4 protein-coding genes are annotated in these 20,884 nt (G+C 45.7%); 1 reads left to right on the top strand and 3 read right to left on the bottom strand.

What is annotated here, in order from left to right:
* The first annotated feature begins 607 nt into the window (after nt 1–607).
* Nucleotides 608–18,160: a retention module-containing protein gene (locus OCV52_RS09060; protein ID WP_137408029.1), complete on the top strand. Its 17,553-nt coding sequence runs from the start codon at nt 608–610 to the stop codon at nt 18,158–18,160.
* A gap of 95 nt (nt 18,161–18,255) precedes the next feature.
* Here the strand turns inward: OCV52_RS09060 and OCV52_RS09055 are convergent, their stop codons facing one another.
* The 3 genes from OCV52_RS09055 to OCV52_RS09045 all read right to left on the bottom strand — a co-directional run bounded on the left by OCV52_RS09055 (nt 18,256) and on the right by OCV52_RS09045 (nt 20,670).
* On the bottom strand, nt 18,256–19,020 hold the full coding sequence (locus OCV52_RS09055; RefSeq protein WP_206383569.1) for a transporter substrate-binding domain-containing protein: 765 nt from the start codon (nt 19,018–19,020) through the stop codon (nt 18,256–18,258).
* 101 nt (nt 19,021–19,121) lie between these two features.
* Nucleotides 19,122–19,748, bottom strand: a complete 627-nt coding sequence (locus OCV52_RS09050; protein WP_102425167.1) for a bifunctional 4-hydroxy-2-oxoglutarate aldolase/2-dehydro-3-deoxy-phosphogluconate aldolase — start codon at nt 19,746–19,748, stop codon at nt 19,122–19,124.
* 310 nt (nt 19,749–20,058) lie between these two features.
* On the bottom strand, nt 20,059–20,670 hold the full coding sequence (locus OCV52_RS09045; protein WP_137408027.1) for a toxin-antitoxin system YwqK family antitoxin: 612 nt from the start codon (nt 20,668–20,670) through the stop codon (nt 20,059–20,061).
* Nucleotides 20,671–20,884 lie beyond the last annotated feature (214 nt).

The following is a 20,884-nucleotide window of genomic DNA, read 5'->3' as shown; positions in this document are numbered from 1 at the left end:
GTTTTACTTGGTGGGCTTTTTTGTTTTTACAGCAGCTTGATTGACTAAGCTATCGCAAAGGTGACAACGCTTGCGGTATAGGTTGGGTAATCTTCTGCTAAATATCTATTATGCAACTTATTTTATTGTGTTTTTGTGGTTTCCTAGAGGCGATAGCCTGCGTGTTGTCTCAAAGATGGGAATAGTTGCAGTTTAGTTGTTGATACATAGCTCACTTCAATTAATGCCTTATTTTCGCTAATGATTTGTTAACTTTATTGCGGTATAAATTTATGAAATTGAGAGGTGTGTATATCTGTGAGTTTATTTGCATATAAATCAGCACCCTACTAACTTTTAACTCATGTTCTGGAAACTCTTGGAAAATAGACAAATTTGCATGAAGAGGTCTACTCACGCAGATATGGCATTTTTTATGCGGAAGACTAGGCTTAAAGGTAAGTAAATTATAAAAAAAACAGGTGAATTTTATTCTCTTTTTGTACCTCTTCGATGAACCGTTTGAATGTGTTCCGAAGAGTGAGATATAAGTTAATGAAAATCTGAGATTGCTTTTACAAACAATGTTCACCGCTCTTAAGCAGCGACTTGTGACATCGGGGGATATATGGATATCGAAGTTTCGCGTCAGACTGTGGTAGTTGAAGCTACCAGTGGAGATGTGGTTGTAGTTAAGCCTGAAGGCAGTGCCAGAAAAGTTTCGGTTGGCGATATCATCCGTGAAAATGAGATTGTTATTACCGCGCATGATGCTGAACTCCTAATAGGTTTGCCTAGCGGCCCTGTTGAGGTTGAGGGCAATTGTGTTGGGTGTGTCGATCAAGACTTGGCTTGGGCAGATGCGCCTATCGCCGGAGAGGTGAATATCGATTTGGCGCAAGCTGCTGATGATTCATTTACTGATGATGACCTTGCAGCCATCCAAGAAGCCATTTTAGGTGGTGCCGATCCAACTCAAATTTTAGAAGCTACCGCTGCTGGTGGTGGTCTAGGTTCTGCAAACGCAGGCTTTGTTACTATAGATTACACCTACATAGAAACTCATCCTTCGACCTTCTTTGAAACTTCTGGTCTAGAAGTGCAATCTGTTGATGAAGACAGAGAAGAGCTTAGATCGATCACGCTCTCATCGGGTGGTCAATCCATCGCTGAAGCACTTACCGAAGGTTCCATTTCAGGCAATACTTACCCTCAATCTGTGACGGTTACTGATACCGTTGTTGCGGGTAGTTTAGCGCTTGACCCAGATTCTTTTGCTCCAGAAACACTTTCTCTCGCCTCGCTCCTTAGTGAACTTAATAGCGACATTACCTCTAGTGGTCAACCGGTAACTTTTACGTTTGATTCAGCCTCCAATTCGATTATTGGTGTTCAAGGTACAGATGAAGTACTGCGCATCGATATTGATGCCGTGAGTGTTGGAAATGACGTTGAATTATCGCTGACCACAACTGTTTCCCAACCGATAGATCATGTCCCGTCAATTGGTGGCGGTCAGGTTTCCTTTACGGGCGACCAAATCAACATCGCCTTCGACATACAAGGTCAAGACACCGCAGGTAATGAGCTTGTCACACCGATCAATGCGCAAGTGACCGTCTTTGACGGGGTAGATCCGTCTGCTGAAAGTGTGAATATCAGTAACGTTGAAACAAGCAGTGCTGCAATTGAAGGCACGTTTTCAAATATTGGTAGTGATAACCTTCAATCAGCAGTCTTCGATGCAAGTGCATTAGAACAGTTTGATGGCGTACTCAGTGATAATCAGAACACGCTGGCCAGACTTTCTGATGATGGCACGACGATCACTCTGGCAATCCAAGGTCGTGGCGAGGTGGTCCTTACTATCTCACTTGATACCGATGGCACTTTTAAATTTGAGCAGTTTAATCCGATCGAACAGATCGGCACTGACTCACTCTCTTTTTCGCTGCCGATCACGGTTACGGACTTTGACCAAGATGTTGTAACTAATACCATTAACATTGAGATTACTGATGGCGATAGCCCGGTTGTGACCAATGTTGACAGTATTGATGTTGATGAAGCTGGTATTGTTGGTGGATCTCAAGAGGGAACCGCGCCCGTAGCGGGTAGCGGAAGCATCACTGCCGATATTTTTGAAAGCGACATCATCGATCATTACGAGCTTGAACCTACGGAGTTTAATACTGGTGGTTATTTAACGTCTAATGGCGAAGCCGTATTGCTTGAGCTTATTGATGAAACTAACGGTGTAAGAACTTACGAAGGCTATGTTGAAGTCAATGGCTCTAGAATTACGGTCTTTGATGTGAAAATTGATAGCCCATCCTTGGGTAGCTATGAATTTAACCTCTATGAAGAACTGTCACATCAAGGCGCTGAAGATGCACAGTTAACCTTTGCTCTGCCTATTTATGCCGTTGACGCGGATGGAGACCGTTCAGCACTATCTGGCGGTTCGAACACACCAGAAGCCGCTGAAATTCTCATCAATGTTAAAGATGATGTCGTTGATATTGTTGATAAAGTTGAGTCGGTCATTGAGCCGACTTTGGCGGGCGATACCGTTGTCTCATATAACCTGTTTAATTTCGAAGGTGCGGATGGTTCGACTATTCAATCATTCAACTACGACGGCGTTGATTATTCATTAGATCAAAGCTTACTACCTGATGCGCCTCAAACCTTCAGTTTTACAGAGGGTGTGGTCACTATCTCGTTAAACGGTGATTTCAGTTTTGAAGTTGCTCGTGATATCGATCATTCAAGTAGCGAAACTATCATCAAACAGTTTTCATTTTTAGCCGAAGACGGTGATGGCGACACTGATACATCAACGCTTGAGTTAAGTATTACCGATGGTCAAAACCCGGCAATCAATCTGATTCCACCTGTTACTTTATCTGAAACCAATCTAGCTGATGGCTCTGCACCAAGTGGAAGTGCAGTAAGCGCAACCGATACGATCACCTTTACTGCTGGTAGTGATGATGTGGCGAATTTCCGCATTGAGCCTACTGAGTTCAATGTCGGTGGGGCACTGACGTCCCAAGGGCTTGCAGTCGAGATAAAAGAAGATTCTTCTAATCCGGGTACTTATATCGGTTTTATTACTAACGGTTCGGGCTCTGAAATCCCTGTGTTCACCATTAGCTTCTCTGCTTCTACGTTAGGTGAATACACCTTTACTTTACTTGAAGCGCTAGACCATGTGGATGGCCTAGCGAACAATGATCTGAACTTTGATCTTCCAGTATATGCGGTAGACAACGATGGCGATGATTCTGTTGTGTCTCAACTGAATGTGACTATCGGTGATGATGTTCAAATCATGCAAGATGGCACATTAGATATCGTCGAGCCTAATCTTGCTGACGGTACGGTGACCACCAACACTATTGATGTGATGCCAAACCAAAGTGCTGATGGCGCGACGATTACTCAGTTCACCTATGACGGTCAACTTCGAACGCTTGACCAAAATGACACGGGTGAGCAGCAATTCAGCTTCACAGAGGGTGAGTTATTTATCACGCTGCAAGGTGAGGTGCGATTTGAACCAAACCGCAACCTAGACCACTCCTTGAGTGAAGACATCGTGAAGTTGATAGAGGTTACCTCAAGTGATTTCGATAAAGACCCAGTAACATCAACGGTTACTCTGACTATCACCGACGGTGATAACCCAACTATCGATGCGATACCGAGCGTATCACTGAAAGAAGCAGATCTCGCTGATGGCTCATCACCAAGTGGTAGTGCGGTTAGCCAAACAGAAACCATCACTTTTACCAACCAAAGTGATGATGTTGAAAAGTTCCGTTTGGAGCCGAGTGAGTTTAACATTGGCGGTACTCTTAAGTCTGATGGCTTGGTGATTGAGATTCGAGAAGAGCCTGCGGGTTCGGGTAACTACATAGGCTTCACCACAGACACTTCAAATGTCGAGACTACTGTCTTCACACTTGCATTCAGCAGCACGACTTTAGGTGAATACACCTTCACGCTTATAGAAGCGATTGATCACACACCAATTCAAGGTAATAACGACCTAACATTCAACTTGCCTGTGTACGCTGTCGATAGTGATGGCGATGATTCTCTCATGTCGCCACTTGCTGTGACGATTACCGATGATATCCAAGTCATGGTAGATGGCGCGTTTACGATTGAAGAGCCGACTGTCGCTGATTTAGCTGCGGGTGCGCCGACAACTACGACTGTGAATGTTCTTGATCAAGAAGGGGCTGACGGCACGACCATCACCCAAATCAATTATGACAACGGCACGGTGTTTACGCTTGACCAGAACAATACGGGAGAGCAGAAGTTTGTGGTTGCTGAAGGTTCGCTTTATGTCACGCTGCAAGGTGATGTGCGCTTTGAACCAAATCGTAACCTCGACCACACAAGTGGAGACATCGTTAAGTCGATAGTAGTGACTTCAACCGACTCAGATAGTGATGTTGTTACTTCTACAATCACGTTGACTATTACTGATGGTGATATTCCTACGATCGACAATGTACCGAGTGTTACTTTATCTGAAACTAATTTGAGTGATGGTTCTACGCCAAGCGGTTCTGCAGTAAGTCAAACAGAGACGATTACCTTTACCAATCAAAGTGATGATGTCGCGAGTTTCCGTATTGAACCGACAGAATTCAATGTAGGTGGAGCGCTCAAATCAAATGGGCTGGTGGTTGAGCTAAAAGCAGACCCAAGCACACCAGGTGGTTACATCGGTTTTGTGACTGATGGGTCGAACGTCGAAACCAACGTGTTCACGATCAGTTTCTCTAGTACTACCCTCGGCCAATACACTTTCACGTTATTAGAAGCGTTAGACCATGTGGATGGTTTAGCGAACAACGATCTTAGCTTTGATCTTCCTGTTTATGCGGTAGACACCGACGGCGATGATTCATTGGTGTCACAGTTGAATGTGACCATCGGTGATGATGTTCAAATCATGCAAGATGGATCTCTAAATATTGTCGAGCCAACAGTTGCCGATTTGGCTGCGGGCACGCCCACGACAACTACCGTTAATGTATTTGATCAAGAAGGGGCAGACGGCGCGACCATCACGCAATTTACTTATGATGGCGGGGTTGTATTAACGCTTGACCAGAATAATACTGGCGAGCAGAAGTTCGTAGTTGCTGAAGGTTCACTGTATATCACTATCCAAGGTGATGTTCGCTTCGAGCCGAACCGTAATCTCGACCATACTGGTGGAGATATCGTGAAACAGATCGAGGTCACCTCAAGCGATTTCGATAAGGACACCGTGACCTCGACAGTCATCCTGACGATTACCGATGGTGATATCCCGACCATTAATACGGTGCCAAGCGTTACTCTTTCTGAAACCAACCTTGCTGATGGCTCAGCACCAAGTGGCGGTGCTGTAAGTCAAACTGAGACGATCACTTTTACTAATCAAAGTGATGATGTGACCCATTTCTGTATTGAACCTACCGAGTTCAATGTTGGTGGTGCACTGAAATCGAATGGTTTTGCGGTCGAGATAAAAGAAGATTCAGCGAATCCGGGTACTTATATCGGCTTTATTACTGATGGCTCAAATACTGAAATCCCAGTATTCACGGTTAGCTTCTCGACCACGACTCTCGGTGAATACACCTTTACTTTATTGGAAGCGTTAGACCATGCAGATGGCCTAGCGAACAATGATCTGAGCTTTGATCTTCCAGTTTATGCGGTAGACAGCGATGGCGATGATTCTTTAGTGTCTCAACTGAATGTAACCATCGGTGATGATATCCAAATCATGCAAGATGGCACGCTAGATATCGTTGAGCCAAATCTGGCTGATGGCACGGTAACAACTAATACCCTTGATGTAATGCCAAACCAAAGTGCTGATGGTGCGACGGTTACTGAGTTTTCTTTTGGTGGCATCGTTAAAACGTTGGATCAGAGTATCGCAGGCGAACAGCAATTCAGTTTCACAGAAGGTGAGTTGTACATCACCCTTCAAGGTGAGATGCGCTTTGAGCCCAACCGTAACTTAGACCATTCCGCGAGCGAAGACATTGTTAAGTCGATAATCGTGACATCCAATGACTTTGATAACGATCTGGTCACTGCAACCGTTACTTTGACCATAACCGATGGCGATAACCCGACTATCGATGCGGTACCGAGTGTTGCTCTTGAAGAAGCGGATCTGGCTGATGGCTCATTACCAAGTGGTAGTGCGGTTAGCCAAACAGAAACCATCACTTTTACTAACCAAAGTGATGATGTTGTAAAATTTCGCTTAGAGCCGAGTGAGTTTAATACTGGCGGTACTCTGAAGTCTGATGGCTTAGTGATTGAGATTCGAGAAGAGCCTGCTGGCTCAGGTAACTACATCGGCTTCACTACGGATATTTCAAATGTAGAAACCACAGTCTTCACACTTGCATTTAGCAGTACGACTTTAGGTGAATACACCTTTACGCTTTTAGAAGCGATTGACCATACACCGATTCAAGGGAATAACGACTTAACGTTCAACTTGCCTGTGTACGCGGTCGATAGTGATGGCGATGACTCTCTGATGTCGCCTCTGGCTGTAACGATTACCGATGATATTCAAGTCATGGTGGATGGTGCTCTCAGCATTGAAGAGCCAACAGTGGCTGACTTAGCCGCGGGTACGCCGACAACAACGACCGTCAATGTTCTTGATCAAGAAGGGGCTGATGGCACAACTATTACCCAAATCAATTACGATGGCACAGTGTTTACGCTTGACCAGATTGATGCGGGTGAGCAAAAGTTTGTGGTTGCTGAAGGCTCACTTTATATCACGCTGCAAGGCGATGTACGCTTTGAACCAAACCGCGATCTTAATCACTCGGGCGGGGACATCGTTAAGTCGATAGTCGTCAGTTCAAGTGACTCTGATAGTGATGTGGTGACTTCGACAGTCACGCTAACTATTACCGATGGCGATCTACCAATCATCAACGTCATCCCTGGCGTGAGTCTTTCTGAAGTCGATCTGGCTGATGGCTCTGCGCCAACGGGCAATCCAGTATCGATGACTCAAGTGATTACCTATACCGAAGGCAGTGATGATGTTAGTTATTTCAGAATTGACCCTGCTCAGTTCAATACTTCGGGGGCTTTGAAGTCGAATGGCTTAGAGGTTGAGATTAAAGAGCAGCCAGCGAACTCTGGTAACTACATTGGCTTTGTGAAAGACGGTGCTAACGTAGAAACCAACGTTTTCACGATCAGCTTCTCAACCACCAATTTAGGGCAATACACGTTTACGTTGCTTGAAGCGTTGGATCATGCGGATGGCTTGCAGAACAACACCTTAAACTTCGATGTACCTGTGATAGCGGTGGATACCGATGGTGATGAGTCTGCGATGTCACCAATGACAGTGACTATTACCGATGATGTACAAGGTGTACAAGACGGGTCATTGAATATTGTTGAGCCTTCACTGGCTGATCTCGTGGCGGGCACACCAACTACGCCAACCATTGATGTTATGCCGACTCAAAGTGCTGATGGTGCAAAGGTCACCCAATTTATTTACGATGGTGGTACTGCTGTCACCTTGGATCCGAATGTAACGACAGAGCAGGTGTTTACCGTAACCGATGGTTTACTGTACATCACGATTGAAGGCGAAGTTCGTTTTGAGCCAAATCGAAATCTGGATCATTCAGCGGGTGATATTGTTAGAACGATTGTGGTAACGACCAGCGACTTTGATAACGATACTGATACCGCGGATGTCACATTGACGATCCAAGATGGGATTGATCCGGTCATCGATGTTGTTCCTAGCGTGAACTTATCGGAAGTGAACCTAGCAGATGGCTCAACGCCGAGTGGTTCTGCGGTGAGTTCAACACAAATCATTACCTACACTGTGGGCAGCGATGACTTAAGCCACTTCAGAATCGCGACCAACGAATTCAACCCAGGTGATGTGCTGAAATCAAACGGTCTTGTTGTTCAGCTAAAAGAAGATCCTGCTTCACCTGGCGACTACATCGGCTTTACTGATGACGGGGCTGGTAACGTAACTAATGTATTCACCATTGATTTTGATAGTGTTAACAAAGGTCAGTTCACCTTCACGCTGATTGAGGCACTCGACCACCTTGATGGTGCACTTAATAACAACCTTAACTTCAACTTACCTGTTTATGCGGTTGATACTGATGGTGATGACTCAGTTAAGCGTGATGTTGTTGTCACCATTCAAGATGACCTTCAACAGATGCAAGGTGGCACGTTAACCATCACAGAGCCAAATACTGGCACACCAACTACCTCGACGGTTGATGTTTTACCTACGCAAAGTGCTGATGGGGCGACCATTACACAGTTCACTTATGACGGTGGGTCTGCGATTACCTTAAATCAAAACATCAGCGGTGAGCAGGAATTTGTTTTCACTGAAGGTTCGCTGTTTGTCACTTTGGATGGCGATGTAAGGTTTGAACCAAATCGTAATCTTGACCACTCAGCGGACGACATTGTTAAGCTGATTGAGTTTACTTCATCTGATTTTGATAAGGATATTTCCTCTTCAACGGTCACACTCACTATCGTTGATGGTGATGGACCAACGTTAAATGTCGTGCCGAGTGTTAGCTTGTCTGAAAGCTTACTGGCTGATGGTTCAACACCGAGTGGCAGCCCAGTCAGCGTGACTCAAACCATTACTTCACTCGCGAGCAGTGATGACATCGAGAAGATTGTCGTCGAAGTAGGGCTGTTCAATACCAGTGGTGTATTGAAGTCTGATGGCCTTGAGTTGAACTTGCGTGAAGAGCCGGCGGGTTCCGGTGACTACATAGCATTCACAACGGATGGTTCCGGTGTTGAGAAAGTTATCTTCACCCTAGAATTTGATAACACTAACCCGAGTGAATACACGTTTACTTTGTTAGAGCGTTTGGACCATGTCGACGGATTAGGAAACAACGACCTCAGCTTTGACTTGCCGGTATATGCGCAAGATACCGATGGCGATATTTCACCGTCTAAACCGCTTTCTGTGACCATCAGTGATGACGTTCAGTTGATGCAATCTGGTGCTCTTAGCATCACTGAGCCAAGCACGGGTACGCCTACCACAACGACATTTGATGTGATGCCTGCACAAAGTGCTGATGGCGCCACCATAACCAAATTTACTTATGGTAGTCAGCCTGAAGAATCTCTAGTGCAAACCAATACTGGTGAGCAAGAGTTCGTATTTACAGAAGGTTCGTTGTTTATCACGCTTGAAGGCGATGTGCGCTTTGAGCCTAATCGAAATCTGAATCATTCTGGTGGCGACATCGTTAAGACGATTACCTTCACATCAGAAGATAAAGACGGTGATATTGTTACTTCGACAGTGACACTGACGATTTCAGATGGTGCTCCACCAGTAATTGATACGGTACCAACGGTTGCATTGGAAGAAGCGAACCTCGTGGATGGCTCATCTCCGAGCTTACCTGTGAGCCAAACTGAAACCATTACTTTCACAGCGGGAAGTGATGATGTGAGTTATTTCCGTATTGATACCACTCAGTTCAACACGTCTGGTGATTTGAAATCGGATGGCTTAGTAGTTCAGCTTAAAGAAGAACCTGCCAACAGCGGAACCTATATTGGCTTCGTTGAAAGTGGAGGTGTTCAAACCGATATCTTTACCATCACTTTTAGTAGTGTGGTGCTAGGCGAATACACCTTCACTTTGTTGGAAGAGCTCGATCATCTGCCTGTACAAGGCAACAACGATCAAGTCTTCACTCTGCCAGTGATCGCGGTCGACCAAGACAATACCGATTCTGTGATGAAACCTTTGACCGTTACTATCACCGATGATGTACCTGTCATTACCGACACGACAGTGACCAGCACATTTGTGGTTGATGAAGATGATCTTGGATCTGTGGTGTCTCAAGCAACAGGTGCATTTGTTACCACAGAAGGTGCTGACCAAGTAGAGGTTTACGAACTGCGTAATATCTCTGCTCTTGAAGCGACATTGACCTCTGGAACGGAAGCGATTTCTATTACAGAAGTCACTGGAGCTGCGAATACGACGACTTATCAAGGTACGACGACAAGCGGAACTCCTATCTTCACGCTCGCGCTCGCGAATGACGGCTCTTATACGTTTACGTTGCTAGGTCCTCTGAACCATCCAACAAGCCCAAATTCCAATACCTTAACGATTCCATTTGATGTGGTGGCCGTTGATGGTGACGGTGATGACTCTAATCAGTATGTATTGCCGATCGAAGTGCTCGATGATGTGCCAGTGATGAGTGCGCCAACGGGTGAGACGGTGGTTGATGAAGATGATCTTGCCGGGATTGGTTCGGATCAATCCGAAGATACCATTATTAACGGACTATTCACCGTTGATGAAGGTGCTGATGGTGTTGTTAAGTACGAATTGGTCGATGAAAATTTAGTGATTGCTGGCTTAACTTCTGATGGAGAAAGCCTAGAGTGGCTGCCTGTTTCACAAAGCGGTACAACCTTCACTTATGTTGCACAGACGGTAACCAGCAATCAGCCTGTGTTTGAAATCATTTTTGATACCTCAAACAACAGCTATCAATTTGAGCTGTTTAAACCACTTAAGCACCCTGATGGCGCGAATGAAAACACCATCGAGCTTGATTTCTCTGTCGTGGCCGAAGATTTTGACCAAGACAAATCGAACGCGATCGATCTGACTATTACGGTAACTGATGATGTTCCATTGGTGACCACTCAATCGATCACGCGAGTTGAGGGTCAAGGTTATGGCAACTCCAAAGTTAACATGTTTGCCAATGCGACGGATGTGGGTGCGGATGATGCAGCGCTGACTCGCATAGAGGGTATTACCAGCAATGGCGCAGACATCGTGTTCCGAACAGGAAACAATGGGCTATACAGTAGCAGCTTTGACTTAAACAGTGGTGTCCAGCAAGTACGAGTGTATGAACAAACCGATGATGGTAGTGGCGGTATCGATACTCGTGAGCTTGGTAGATTACGTATTAATTCAAATGGTGAAGTGGAGTTTAGAGCGACCAACTATCTCGATCATGATGGAGACACCATCGACTTCTCGATCAATGTGATTGCGACAGACGGTGATTTAGATACTTCATCAACGCCTTTGAACATCACGATCACCGATGAAGAGTCATCAGCAGTATCGCTTAAGGTAACTACGTTTGAGGAGGCGGGTAGAGACTCGACAATCCCTTACGCAACGGGTGATGCTCCAAGCCTCGAGAATATTCAAGATAACCAAAGCGGCTTGCCTGATGCACCAGCACAAATTGCGCTGCAGGTTAACCTGAAGGACCAAGATAATAACGAGTCTATCGGCCAACTGACGATTCAAAGTGGTAATCACAGAGGGACGTTCTATTACTTTGATGGCGTGGAATATCACAAGTTAGTCGCTGAACCAAACGGTGATATCTTGTTTGGTCCGCCTCAAATGCAGCAGAGCTTTGCTCCAAGCACGAACCAGCCATTAGACATCATCGCGACAATCGATAACTTGTTCTTTGTTCCAGACCAAAACTACGGTTCAAATGACAATGGTGTGCGAATCAACTACGAGCTTGAAATTGATAACAACGGTACGCTTGACCATACAGTAAATTCAAACTTCAGAATTGAGATTGAAGCGGTAGCGGATATTGCTACTTGGGATGATGCGAATAGTACGTATCAATATCAAGTGAATGAAGATGAAGACAATGTGACACTTCAACTGAATGCAGAGTCGCAAGATAACAGTAATACTGAGACGATTACCTATGAGCTAGAAGCAGTTCAAGGTGATGGGAAGTTTGAGCTGTTGGATCAAAATGGCAATGTGTTAACGCCAGTCAATGGTGTCTACACGATTGCTGCTGCAGATATCAATAGCACCGTGGTTAATCCAATCGACAACTTCTCTGGACAAATTGAGTTCAAAGCAACCGCAATTACTGAGGAGACGCTCAACCCATACGATGATTCGGCTAACGGCGGGGCAAATGATAAGACAACGGCTCGCTCTGTAGAGCAAAACATTATCATTGATGTGACTGCCGATGCGGACCCTGGCTCGTTCAGCGTTAACCGAATTCGTATTAATGAAGACAATATTGATGATCCAGACTACCTCGGTCCTCTGGCGAACAAAGATGCCTTCACCTTGGATGAAGTGATCACCATGAATGGCTCGGTGGACACTGATGGCTCCGAAGAGTTGTTTGTTCGAATCAGCAATATAACCGAAGGTGCGGTGCTTTATTTCCTTGGAACCACTACTCTGGTTCCCACAATCACCATCAACGGTGTCGATTATCAGGAAGTGGCGTATTCCGACTTAGCCAATGTAGAGATCGTTCCGGCTAAACACAGCAATGTCGACTTTACGTTTGAGGTTACTGGTGTTGTCAAAGATACCGCGAACCTTTCTTCTGGGCCTCAGGTCGATGAAGAAATATTAGGAACTAAAACGGTAAACGTTGAGGTTAAAGGGGTAGCGGACAGCCCTTACGGTGGTACAAACGGTACTGCATGGACGGAAATTACTGATAGTTCGATATTCGGTGTCCAAACTACGATTCAAGAGAGTCAAAATGGTGACAGCTTCGCTGAGCTTGATTTCACCGTATTGTCAGGTGAGAGAAGACCAGATAGCGGCACTACACCGTTACCTGACGATGGCTCAGAGTCTGTAACGGTTATTCTTTCAGGCATTCCTGAGGGGGTCGTTCTTGAAGATGGTGATGGAGCAACGATTGATCTAAATTTTGTCGGTTATGCAACTAGTCCAAATGGAAGTCCGGATTTATCTAAACCTATTTACGAAGCCAATATAACGGAAGCTGGGGTAACTTCAGGTATCCATATAAGGCCAGTTGACTCATCTACGGAGAACATTAGTATTTTGGGTAAAGTGGTCGTGACTGAGAATGATGGCCATACACTCTCTTTTGATAAGGAAATTCGTATACTTGTAGAGCCTAGGATTGATACCTCAGCAACCTACAATACGGTAACTCGTGGGGACGAAGATACGGCGATCAACATTGATTGGCACCCAGAGGGCACTGATTACATTGACGATGATGAGCACTTCACTTCAATCGTCATAAGTGGCATTCCAAGTGGTGTTGCAAGTGTGGTTGTAAACGGTGATGTAATTTGGAACTACAATGCTGTAGCCGGAACGCTAACCATCACACCTAAGACTGGACAGACTCCAGAAGCGTTCACCCAGATAGCACTGAACAATAATTTTATTCAGATAATACCGGAACAAGATTCGAGCACCGATTTTACGCTGAATACGGTTGTCATGATTGAAGAACGCGATCATGAATATGTTGACGTAACTGACCCAGGTCAGGGTATTGCAACAGCGACAATCACAGGTTCGATTGATGTTCGTGTGCGACCTGTGGTTGAGCCTGAAGATGCTAACAACAAGCTGGTTGTAGATGAGGTCGCAGGTCTTACAGACTTGGGTACAGTGGTCGCGGATGCTATAACGGGTGTTCTCAAATTCACAACCAACAGTGATAATACATCGGTTACGGGTGAGTTTGTTATTCGATACCAAGAAACTGATGCTTCGTCTGCTATCGAAGAGGTTGACCAGCTAGTGATTCAACTGACTAATGTGGACGACTCAGCGCTATCAGATGCTGTCCTCAATCAGCTGCTTGTAATGGGTGCCGCTTATGAAGGTAATGGTCGTTGGGTGGTAACCAATGAAGACCTGTTTAGTATTAGTGCACCAAACGGCCTTACGTTTCCGCCAGTTTCTGGAGTTCCAGGCGTTTTCAATGACATCAAGATGACCATCTATAGTACCGTGATTGACCGAGGTGATGGCACTGAAACTGAGTCATCAGTTGCGGTTCAAAGGGAAGGTGAAGTGAATTTGTCATTTCCAGAAGTGCTTGTTGGCGGGAGCGAGGTGGCTGCAGATATTACGATGACACCAGATAGCGTTGTCGATGCTGTAGAAGACACACAGTTAGACTTGGGAACGGCACTAAATAGTCTGATCACATTCTCCGGTGAAGACGCTTCAACAGACCAAGTAACTATCACTATTGATGACTCTGTGACCATTCCCCCAGGAATAACTTTCCCAATCAGTTTAGGGGGAGGCAGTGATGTTGACTTCGTAAACGGGAAGTATGTATTTGAAACAACGGTCGATCAGGGTGTTCCAACGGATTTCTCTGGTCTGCTACTTAATCTGCCTGCTGACTATTCTGGCGACTTTAGGTTACCAATCACAATAGTCACCAAAGATACACTGTCTGGTGATGAGAAAACCTTGGTGACCGATGTCGTGATTAAAGTCGCTCCTGACGTTGAAGGTAACCCGGACATTGATGTAACGGTTGTTGGTTCGCTCGATGACTCGTTTAATCCTGTTGATACTGATGGTCAACCGGGACAAGATCCGGTGGGTTACGAAGATACTTACATTCAGCTTGATTTCAGCACGACCATTACTGACCAAGTCAGTGGGGTTGAGGGTGGTGACGAAAAATTCACATCTATTACGCTGACTTTGGATGACACAAGCGTCGGTGCGTTTTACACAAGTGCGGGTGTATCGCTTGGCACGTCCGTGACCTTCAATGAAGCGGAAATTAATGCCGGTGCTTTGGACAATGTATTGTTCCGTCCTGCTCCGAATTACCCAACGGGTAACGACATCAACCAAGTACAAGTGAATGTCAGCGGAACAATAACCGATACTGCTACCTACAATGACGCCTCGTCTCCAGCCGGAACGGCAACCGATACTGATACGTTCAATACCAGTGTTAGCTTTGAAGTTGTCCCTGTGGTTGATGATGTGCTTGTAACAGGGCCCGGTAGTGATCCTGATGTCATTGAGATTACGGGCAATGAAGATCAAGCTATTTCTCTATCGGGAACAGGACCTGTCTCCATTGCGCTCACTGACCTAGACGGCTCAGAGCAGTTCGTTTCGATTAAGTTCACTGGTGTGCCAGATGGCTTCTTAATGAGTGCAGATCCGGGTTCCGCATATACAGTGAAGAATAATGGTGGTGGTGAGTGGAGTGTTCAGCTTCCTCAAGCATCAGGGTTGTCATTTGATTTGAGTGAGATTTCGATCTTACCGCCTAAAAACTTTAGTGGTACGGCGGAATTTGGCGTTGCTGTCTTTACTCAAGAATCCTTGTTAGGCGTGCCAACTGCAGCATCGAATCTGCCAAGTTTTAAGCTGCATGTGGTGCCAGTGGGTGATGATGTTGATACCAACCCAACGGACTCTGTTACTGGCAATGAAGGCCAAAACATTGATATCGAAATCAACGCGACTATTTTAGATAAAGAGCTGTCTGCAACAGGCAGCGGCACGTATACTGAAAATGCGCCAGAGACACTTCGTGTAGAGGTGGCTGGTGTACCTCAAGATGCCTCTATCTACTATCCAGACGGAACGACTTTGGCTAGTTACGATCCGGTGACACAGATTTGGACACTGGATGTGCCTGCTCAGTCGCTTGATAAGATCGTATTTAATTCTGGTCAACACAATAGCGAAACAGGTAATGCGTTGGGTATTACAGGTCCACTGCAAATCACGGTTCGTTCTGTGGATACAGATGCAGACAACACTGAATACCTGGGTACTCCAACCAGCTTCGATGTTGATTTAGTGATTGATCCTATCAACGATCAACCAACGTTCGTCAACGTTACCAACATTGAAACGCAAGAAGACTCAGCTGGTGTGGCGATTAATAACTTCAGCATCTACGACGTAGACGCAAGTTTTGACAACCCAGATGCACCGTATACGCTGACGTTGGAGATTGACCAAACACTGCCAGGAGCACAGGGCGTCTTTGAGTTTACAAGCTCTCCAGATGTAACATTTGTCTTGCAACCTGACGGTTCGCTGGTCATCACGGGTAAAGAAGCTGACATTAATACGGCATTGACCAATGGTGCGGTGACCTTCAAGCCGGATCCAGACCAGAACTACCTCAACCAGAGTGGGGTGGTGACAATCAATGCAACACTCGATGACGGCGGTAACAATGGTCTTATTGACCCAGCGGATTCGAACACTGCACAGACTAACCAGACGACTTTCACGATTAAGGTGATGGAAGTAAACGACGCGCCTATCGCGACAGACGTTGATTTAGGCTCGATTGCTGAAGATGGCCAGATAGTCATTGTTGAAGGTGATTTGATTGCAGCAAGTTCTGACCCTGAAAACCACAACCTCACGGTAACAGGTGTCACCCTGACTCAGGGACAAGGTCAGTTAACGCGTTTTGAAAATGCTGGTGGCGCTGATAACGCAGCGATTACCGGTCCATTCTGGCTATTTGTCGCTGACAACGATTTTAACGGCGACGTTAAATTCACTTATAGCGTTGAGGATGACGGCACGACAAATGGTGTCGATGATTTCCTAACTGACAGTGCTGAAATTAGCCTTGAAGTCACCGAAGTGAATGATCAGCCTGTCGCGGCGGATATTGACCTAGGCACCATGCTTGAAGAAGGTCTATTGATCATCAAAGAAGAGGACTTGATAGCGGCGACCACGGACCCAGACAATGATGCCATTGCTGTGACCAGTTTGGTGCTCGATCAAGGCCAGGGCACACTGCAACGCTTCGAAAACGTGGGTGGTGCTGATGATGCTACGATTACGGGCCCATATTGGGTGTTTACCGCAGCCGATGAATATAACGGTGATGTTAAGTTTACTTATACCGTAGAGGATGACGGGACAACGAATGGCGTTAATGACTTCCTAACCGATACCGCTGAAATCACTGCCGTGGTACAAGGTTTGAACGATACTCCTGTTGTTAATGGTGACAGTGTCACTACGTTGATTGATGAAGACGCAGGACAACTGCTTAGTGGTATTAATGTTAGTGACCCTGATTATGTCGATAGTTTTGCTAATGACTTGATGACAGTAACGCTGACCGTTGATTATGGAACGCTTTCAGTATCACTACCTGCTGGTACTAGTGTGACCGTTAATGGTGACAATAGTGGTTCGGTGACGTTAGTAGGGACGCTGAGCGATCTGAATGCCTTGATTGACACACCGACCAGTCCGAATGGAGTTTACCTTGATGCGAGCTTGGCTCCAACCAACAGCATCGGCTTAGAGGTCACTGCCAAAGACAGTGGTAATCCTTCTGGTATCGCCATTGAAACTGCACCTGTTGTTTACAACATTGCGGTGACGCCTGTCGCGAACGCGCCAAGCCTAACGATTGATCCGGCGTCTAACTACGTAAGAAACATCACTGCGAGCCAGTCGGTGAGTAATAGTGGTGTTCCTTTGGTTGGCATTATCGCAGCTCTAACAGACGTTACTGAAGAGCTAACACTGCACATCAGTGATGTGCCTGCGGGCGCTCAAATCACCAGTGACGTTGGCTCCGTAACGGATCTCGGTGGTGGGGTATGGATGGCGACCGCTGATGCAATTGAAAGTTTGCAAGTGGTTGGGCTTTCTCAAACTCCAGGTAGCTACACACTTAAAGTTGAGGCGGTTTCTGAAGAGTTAGATAACAACGATACAGCCACATCGGCGGCAATCGACCTAAATGTGAACATTGTGTCGAATGCGGTCGATATTAATTTGGCTGGTGAGACCGATGATGTTCAGTTGCTGGCTGGGGCTAATGCAACAGATCTAACGGCGGGCTCAGGTAATGACCGACTTGAAGGCGGAGCGGGTGATGACACCCTTATCGGCGGTGATGGCAACGATACGCTCATTGGTGGTGGCGGTTCGGATATCTTGACCGGTGGTGATGGTATGGACTCGTTTGTTTGGCTGAACATTGAGGATGGTGTCGAAGATACGATCACTGACTTCAACTTAGCCGAGGGTGACCAGATTGATCTACGTGAGGTATTACCTGAACTGAAAGACGCGAATGTGAATATGGCGACATTGCTTCAGCATGTTGATGCTAAGTTAGAAGGGAATGATGTTGAGTTAACCATCAACCCTGATGGCTTAGGTACAACAGAGCAAGTGATTGTAGTTGAAGACCTCGCGCCTCAGTTGACGTTAAGCGGCACCATGCCTTCAGATATCCTGGATGCACTTGTGCAGCAGAATGTGATTACTCATGGGTAGTTTTCCGCTCTGATAGGCCCGATGGTAAGAGCGGATTAAAATAACGAAATAGGCCAGCAATGCTGGCCTATTTTTTTATCTATAACTTTAAAGGACTATTTAAGAGAGTTGTGAATCAGGAACTCTTCTTCAACACCTTTCAGTTTCATCTCATCCATAATGAAGTTCACAGTGTTCAACAAACGTTGCTCACCTTTAGGAATCAGATAACCGAACTGGCTGTTGGTAAACGGTGCTTCACAGCGAGCCGCTTCAAGGCGCTCGTCGGTTACCTGGTAGAATAGGCCTTCCGGAGTTTCGGTTACCATCACATCAACTTTGCCTTCCGCAACGGCTTGCGGCACATCTAAGTTGTTCTCGTAGCGTGTGAAGCTTGCGTTCTGCAAGTTGGCATCTGCAAACATCTCGTTGGTGCCACCGATGTTTACGCCAACACGTACCGAAGAGAGGTTTACTTTCTCAATGCTGTTGTACTGTTCTGCCTTGCCTTTAGCGACCAAGAAACACTTACCAAAGGTCATGTAGCCTTGAGTTTGTTCTGCACTCAGTTGGCGCTGCATTTTGCGCGTGATACCACCCATCGCAATATCATATTTATCGTTATCAAGATCCGTAATGAGATCTTTCCATGTAGTACGAACGATCTGTAAATCTACGCCCAATTGCTCTGCAATGTGCTGTGCGACGTCGATGTCATAGCCTGAGTAGCTTTTACCATCGAAGTAAGAAAACGGCTTGTAGTCGCCCGTAGTACCGACACGTAGCGTGCCTGATTTTTGAATGTCTTCGAGTTGGTCGGCTTGCGCCGCTCCCGATAGTGCAAGTGCCATATAAGCAAGCAATAGTGAGTTTTTTGTGATGAGTCATCCGTAAATGTGTTGTTTTGCCAGTTTAGAAACTGATTTAAAATTTAAATAAAAAGCCCCACAACTGAAGGGCTTAACATAAAGGCCAAAACTGACTAATCGTTAACGTGATCCACAGCATCTCGCACTAGTTTACCAAGCTCGTCCCACTTACCTTCGTCGATAAGGTTAGTTGGTACCATCCAAGTACCGCCACATGCTAATACAGAAGGAATAGAAAGGTACGCGTCTACATTTTTCAAGCTAACACCGCCAGTAGGCATGAACTTAACCGGATACACGGCCGTTAAGGCTTTGAGCATTGCTGTGCCACCTGAAGGCTCAGCCGGGAAAAATTTCAGCGTGCGGAGACCCATTTCCATTGCTTGTTCAACAAGGCTTGGATTGTTCACTCCCGGCACGATTGCAACCCCCTTGTCGATACAGTGTTGCACGGTACGAGGGTTGAAACCTGGGCTAACGATGAAATCAACACCCGCATTAATAGATGCGTCTACTTGCTCTGTAGTCAGTACAGTACCCGCGCCGATCAACATGTCCGGATACGTTTTACGCATGATAGAGATCGCTTCGATAGCACATTCTGTTCGTAGCGTGATCTCCGCACATGGCATTCCGTTTTCAACTAGTGCCTTGCCTAAAGGGATGGCATCTTCAGCGCGGTTGATGGCGATTACAGGGATTACTTTCAGGTTTGCTAACTGTGCATTCAAGGTTGTCATAAATTAGTTCCCACTATAGCGGTGGGTTTGCTTCAGGCTAAGCAAACCCCTGATTATTAAACAAAGTACTTAATTATAAGAGTAGGTCAGTGACGGCATCTAGGAGAGTGCGCTGTCTTGCATGGTAAGTCACGTTTTATAATTTGAGCGAAGTTCTGATATTTGGCGTTAGTAGATAAAACGTGAAAGTATTAAATAGGAAGGCAATACGAGCATTCAAAAGTTAGTAAACGAATGCTCGTTGGTTTCAGGTTAGGTTGTATACGCTAACGTGGTGAGCGTTGTTATATCCTCTAAACAATGACAGGAATTAGCTTTGTGTAGGCATCCAAACTTGTTTAGATGTGACCTGGTGATCTTTAAAGGTCACTTCTTCTACTTTATCCCCGTTGAGGTTCCAGCGGGTCAATTTGCCGTTGGCGATTTCGCCATCATCGAATTTTGCTTCTGTCGCTTTATTGCCATTCGTGTAGTAGTCGGTCACCAAGCCATCTTTTAGCCCTTCACTGTACTCTGCAGTTAGGCTCTTTTCGCCATTTGGATACCATCGAGTTGCGACGCCCGAAAGTTCGTTGTCTTTGTAGTTTAGCTCGGCTTTTTTCTGCCCATTCGGATACCAAGTTTCTGCTTTACCTTGTAATTGACCTTTGACGTAATTGACTTTGGAAGCGATCTGTCCATTTGGATACCAATTGGTTTCTAACCCAAGCTCCAGACCATCGGCAAACTGGGCTTGAGTAGCGATCTGACCGTTATCGAACTTTTCGTCAAATTGACCGGTAAAGGGCTTTGAGTGGTTTACTTGATAAGCCACGCCTTTACGCATCTGTAAATAGTCTACAGCATCTTCACGTGGAGTCGCTGCGTAACTCATTGAGGACATCGTACTAAGAGCAATCAATATTGGGATGTATTTCTTCATAATGACACCTTTTTATTGGACGGGAGGAAAGTGTAACCAATGTGTTAACAGCATTTCACTTCTCGTAACTACTGTCAGTAGCTATTACTGGGTTTCAAGTTTTCATTATTGAAGGCAACGGGAACGGAACTTTTTGAAGTGAATTTTGACGTAGGGGGCCGTCTAAAAATGATTCTGTTTACCTACGGAGTTACGAAGAGGTTCCGGACAGATG

It is taken from the genome of Vibrio chagasii (assembly GCF_024347355.1).
Classification (GTDB): Bacteria; Pseudomonadota; Gammaproteobacteria; order Enterobacterales; family Vibrionaceae; genus Vibrio; species Vibrio chagasii.
This window is presented reverse-complemented; position numbering and strand designations above follow the sequence as displayed.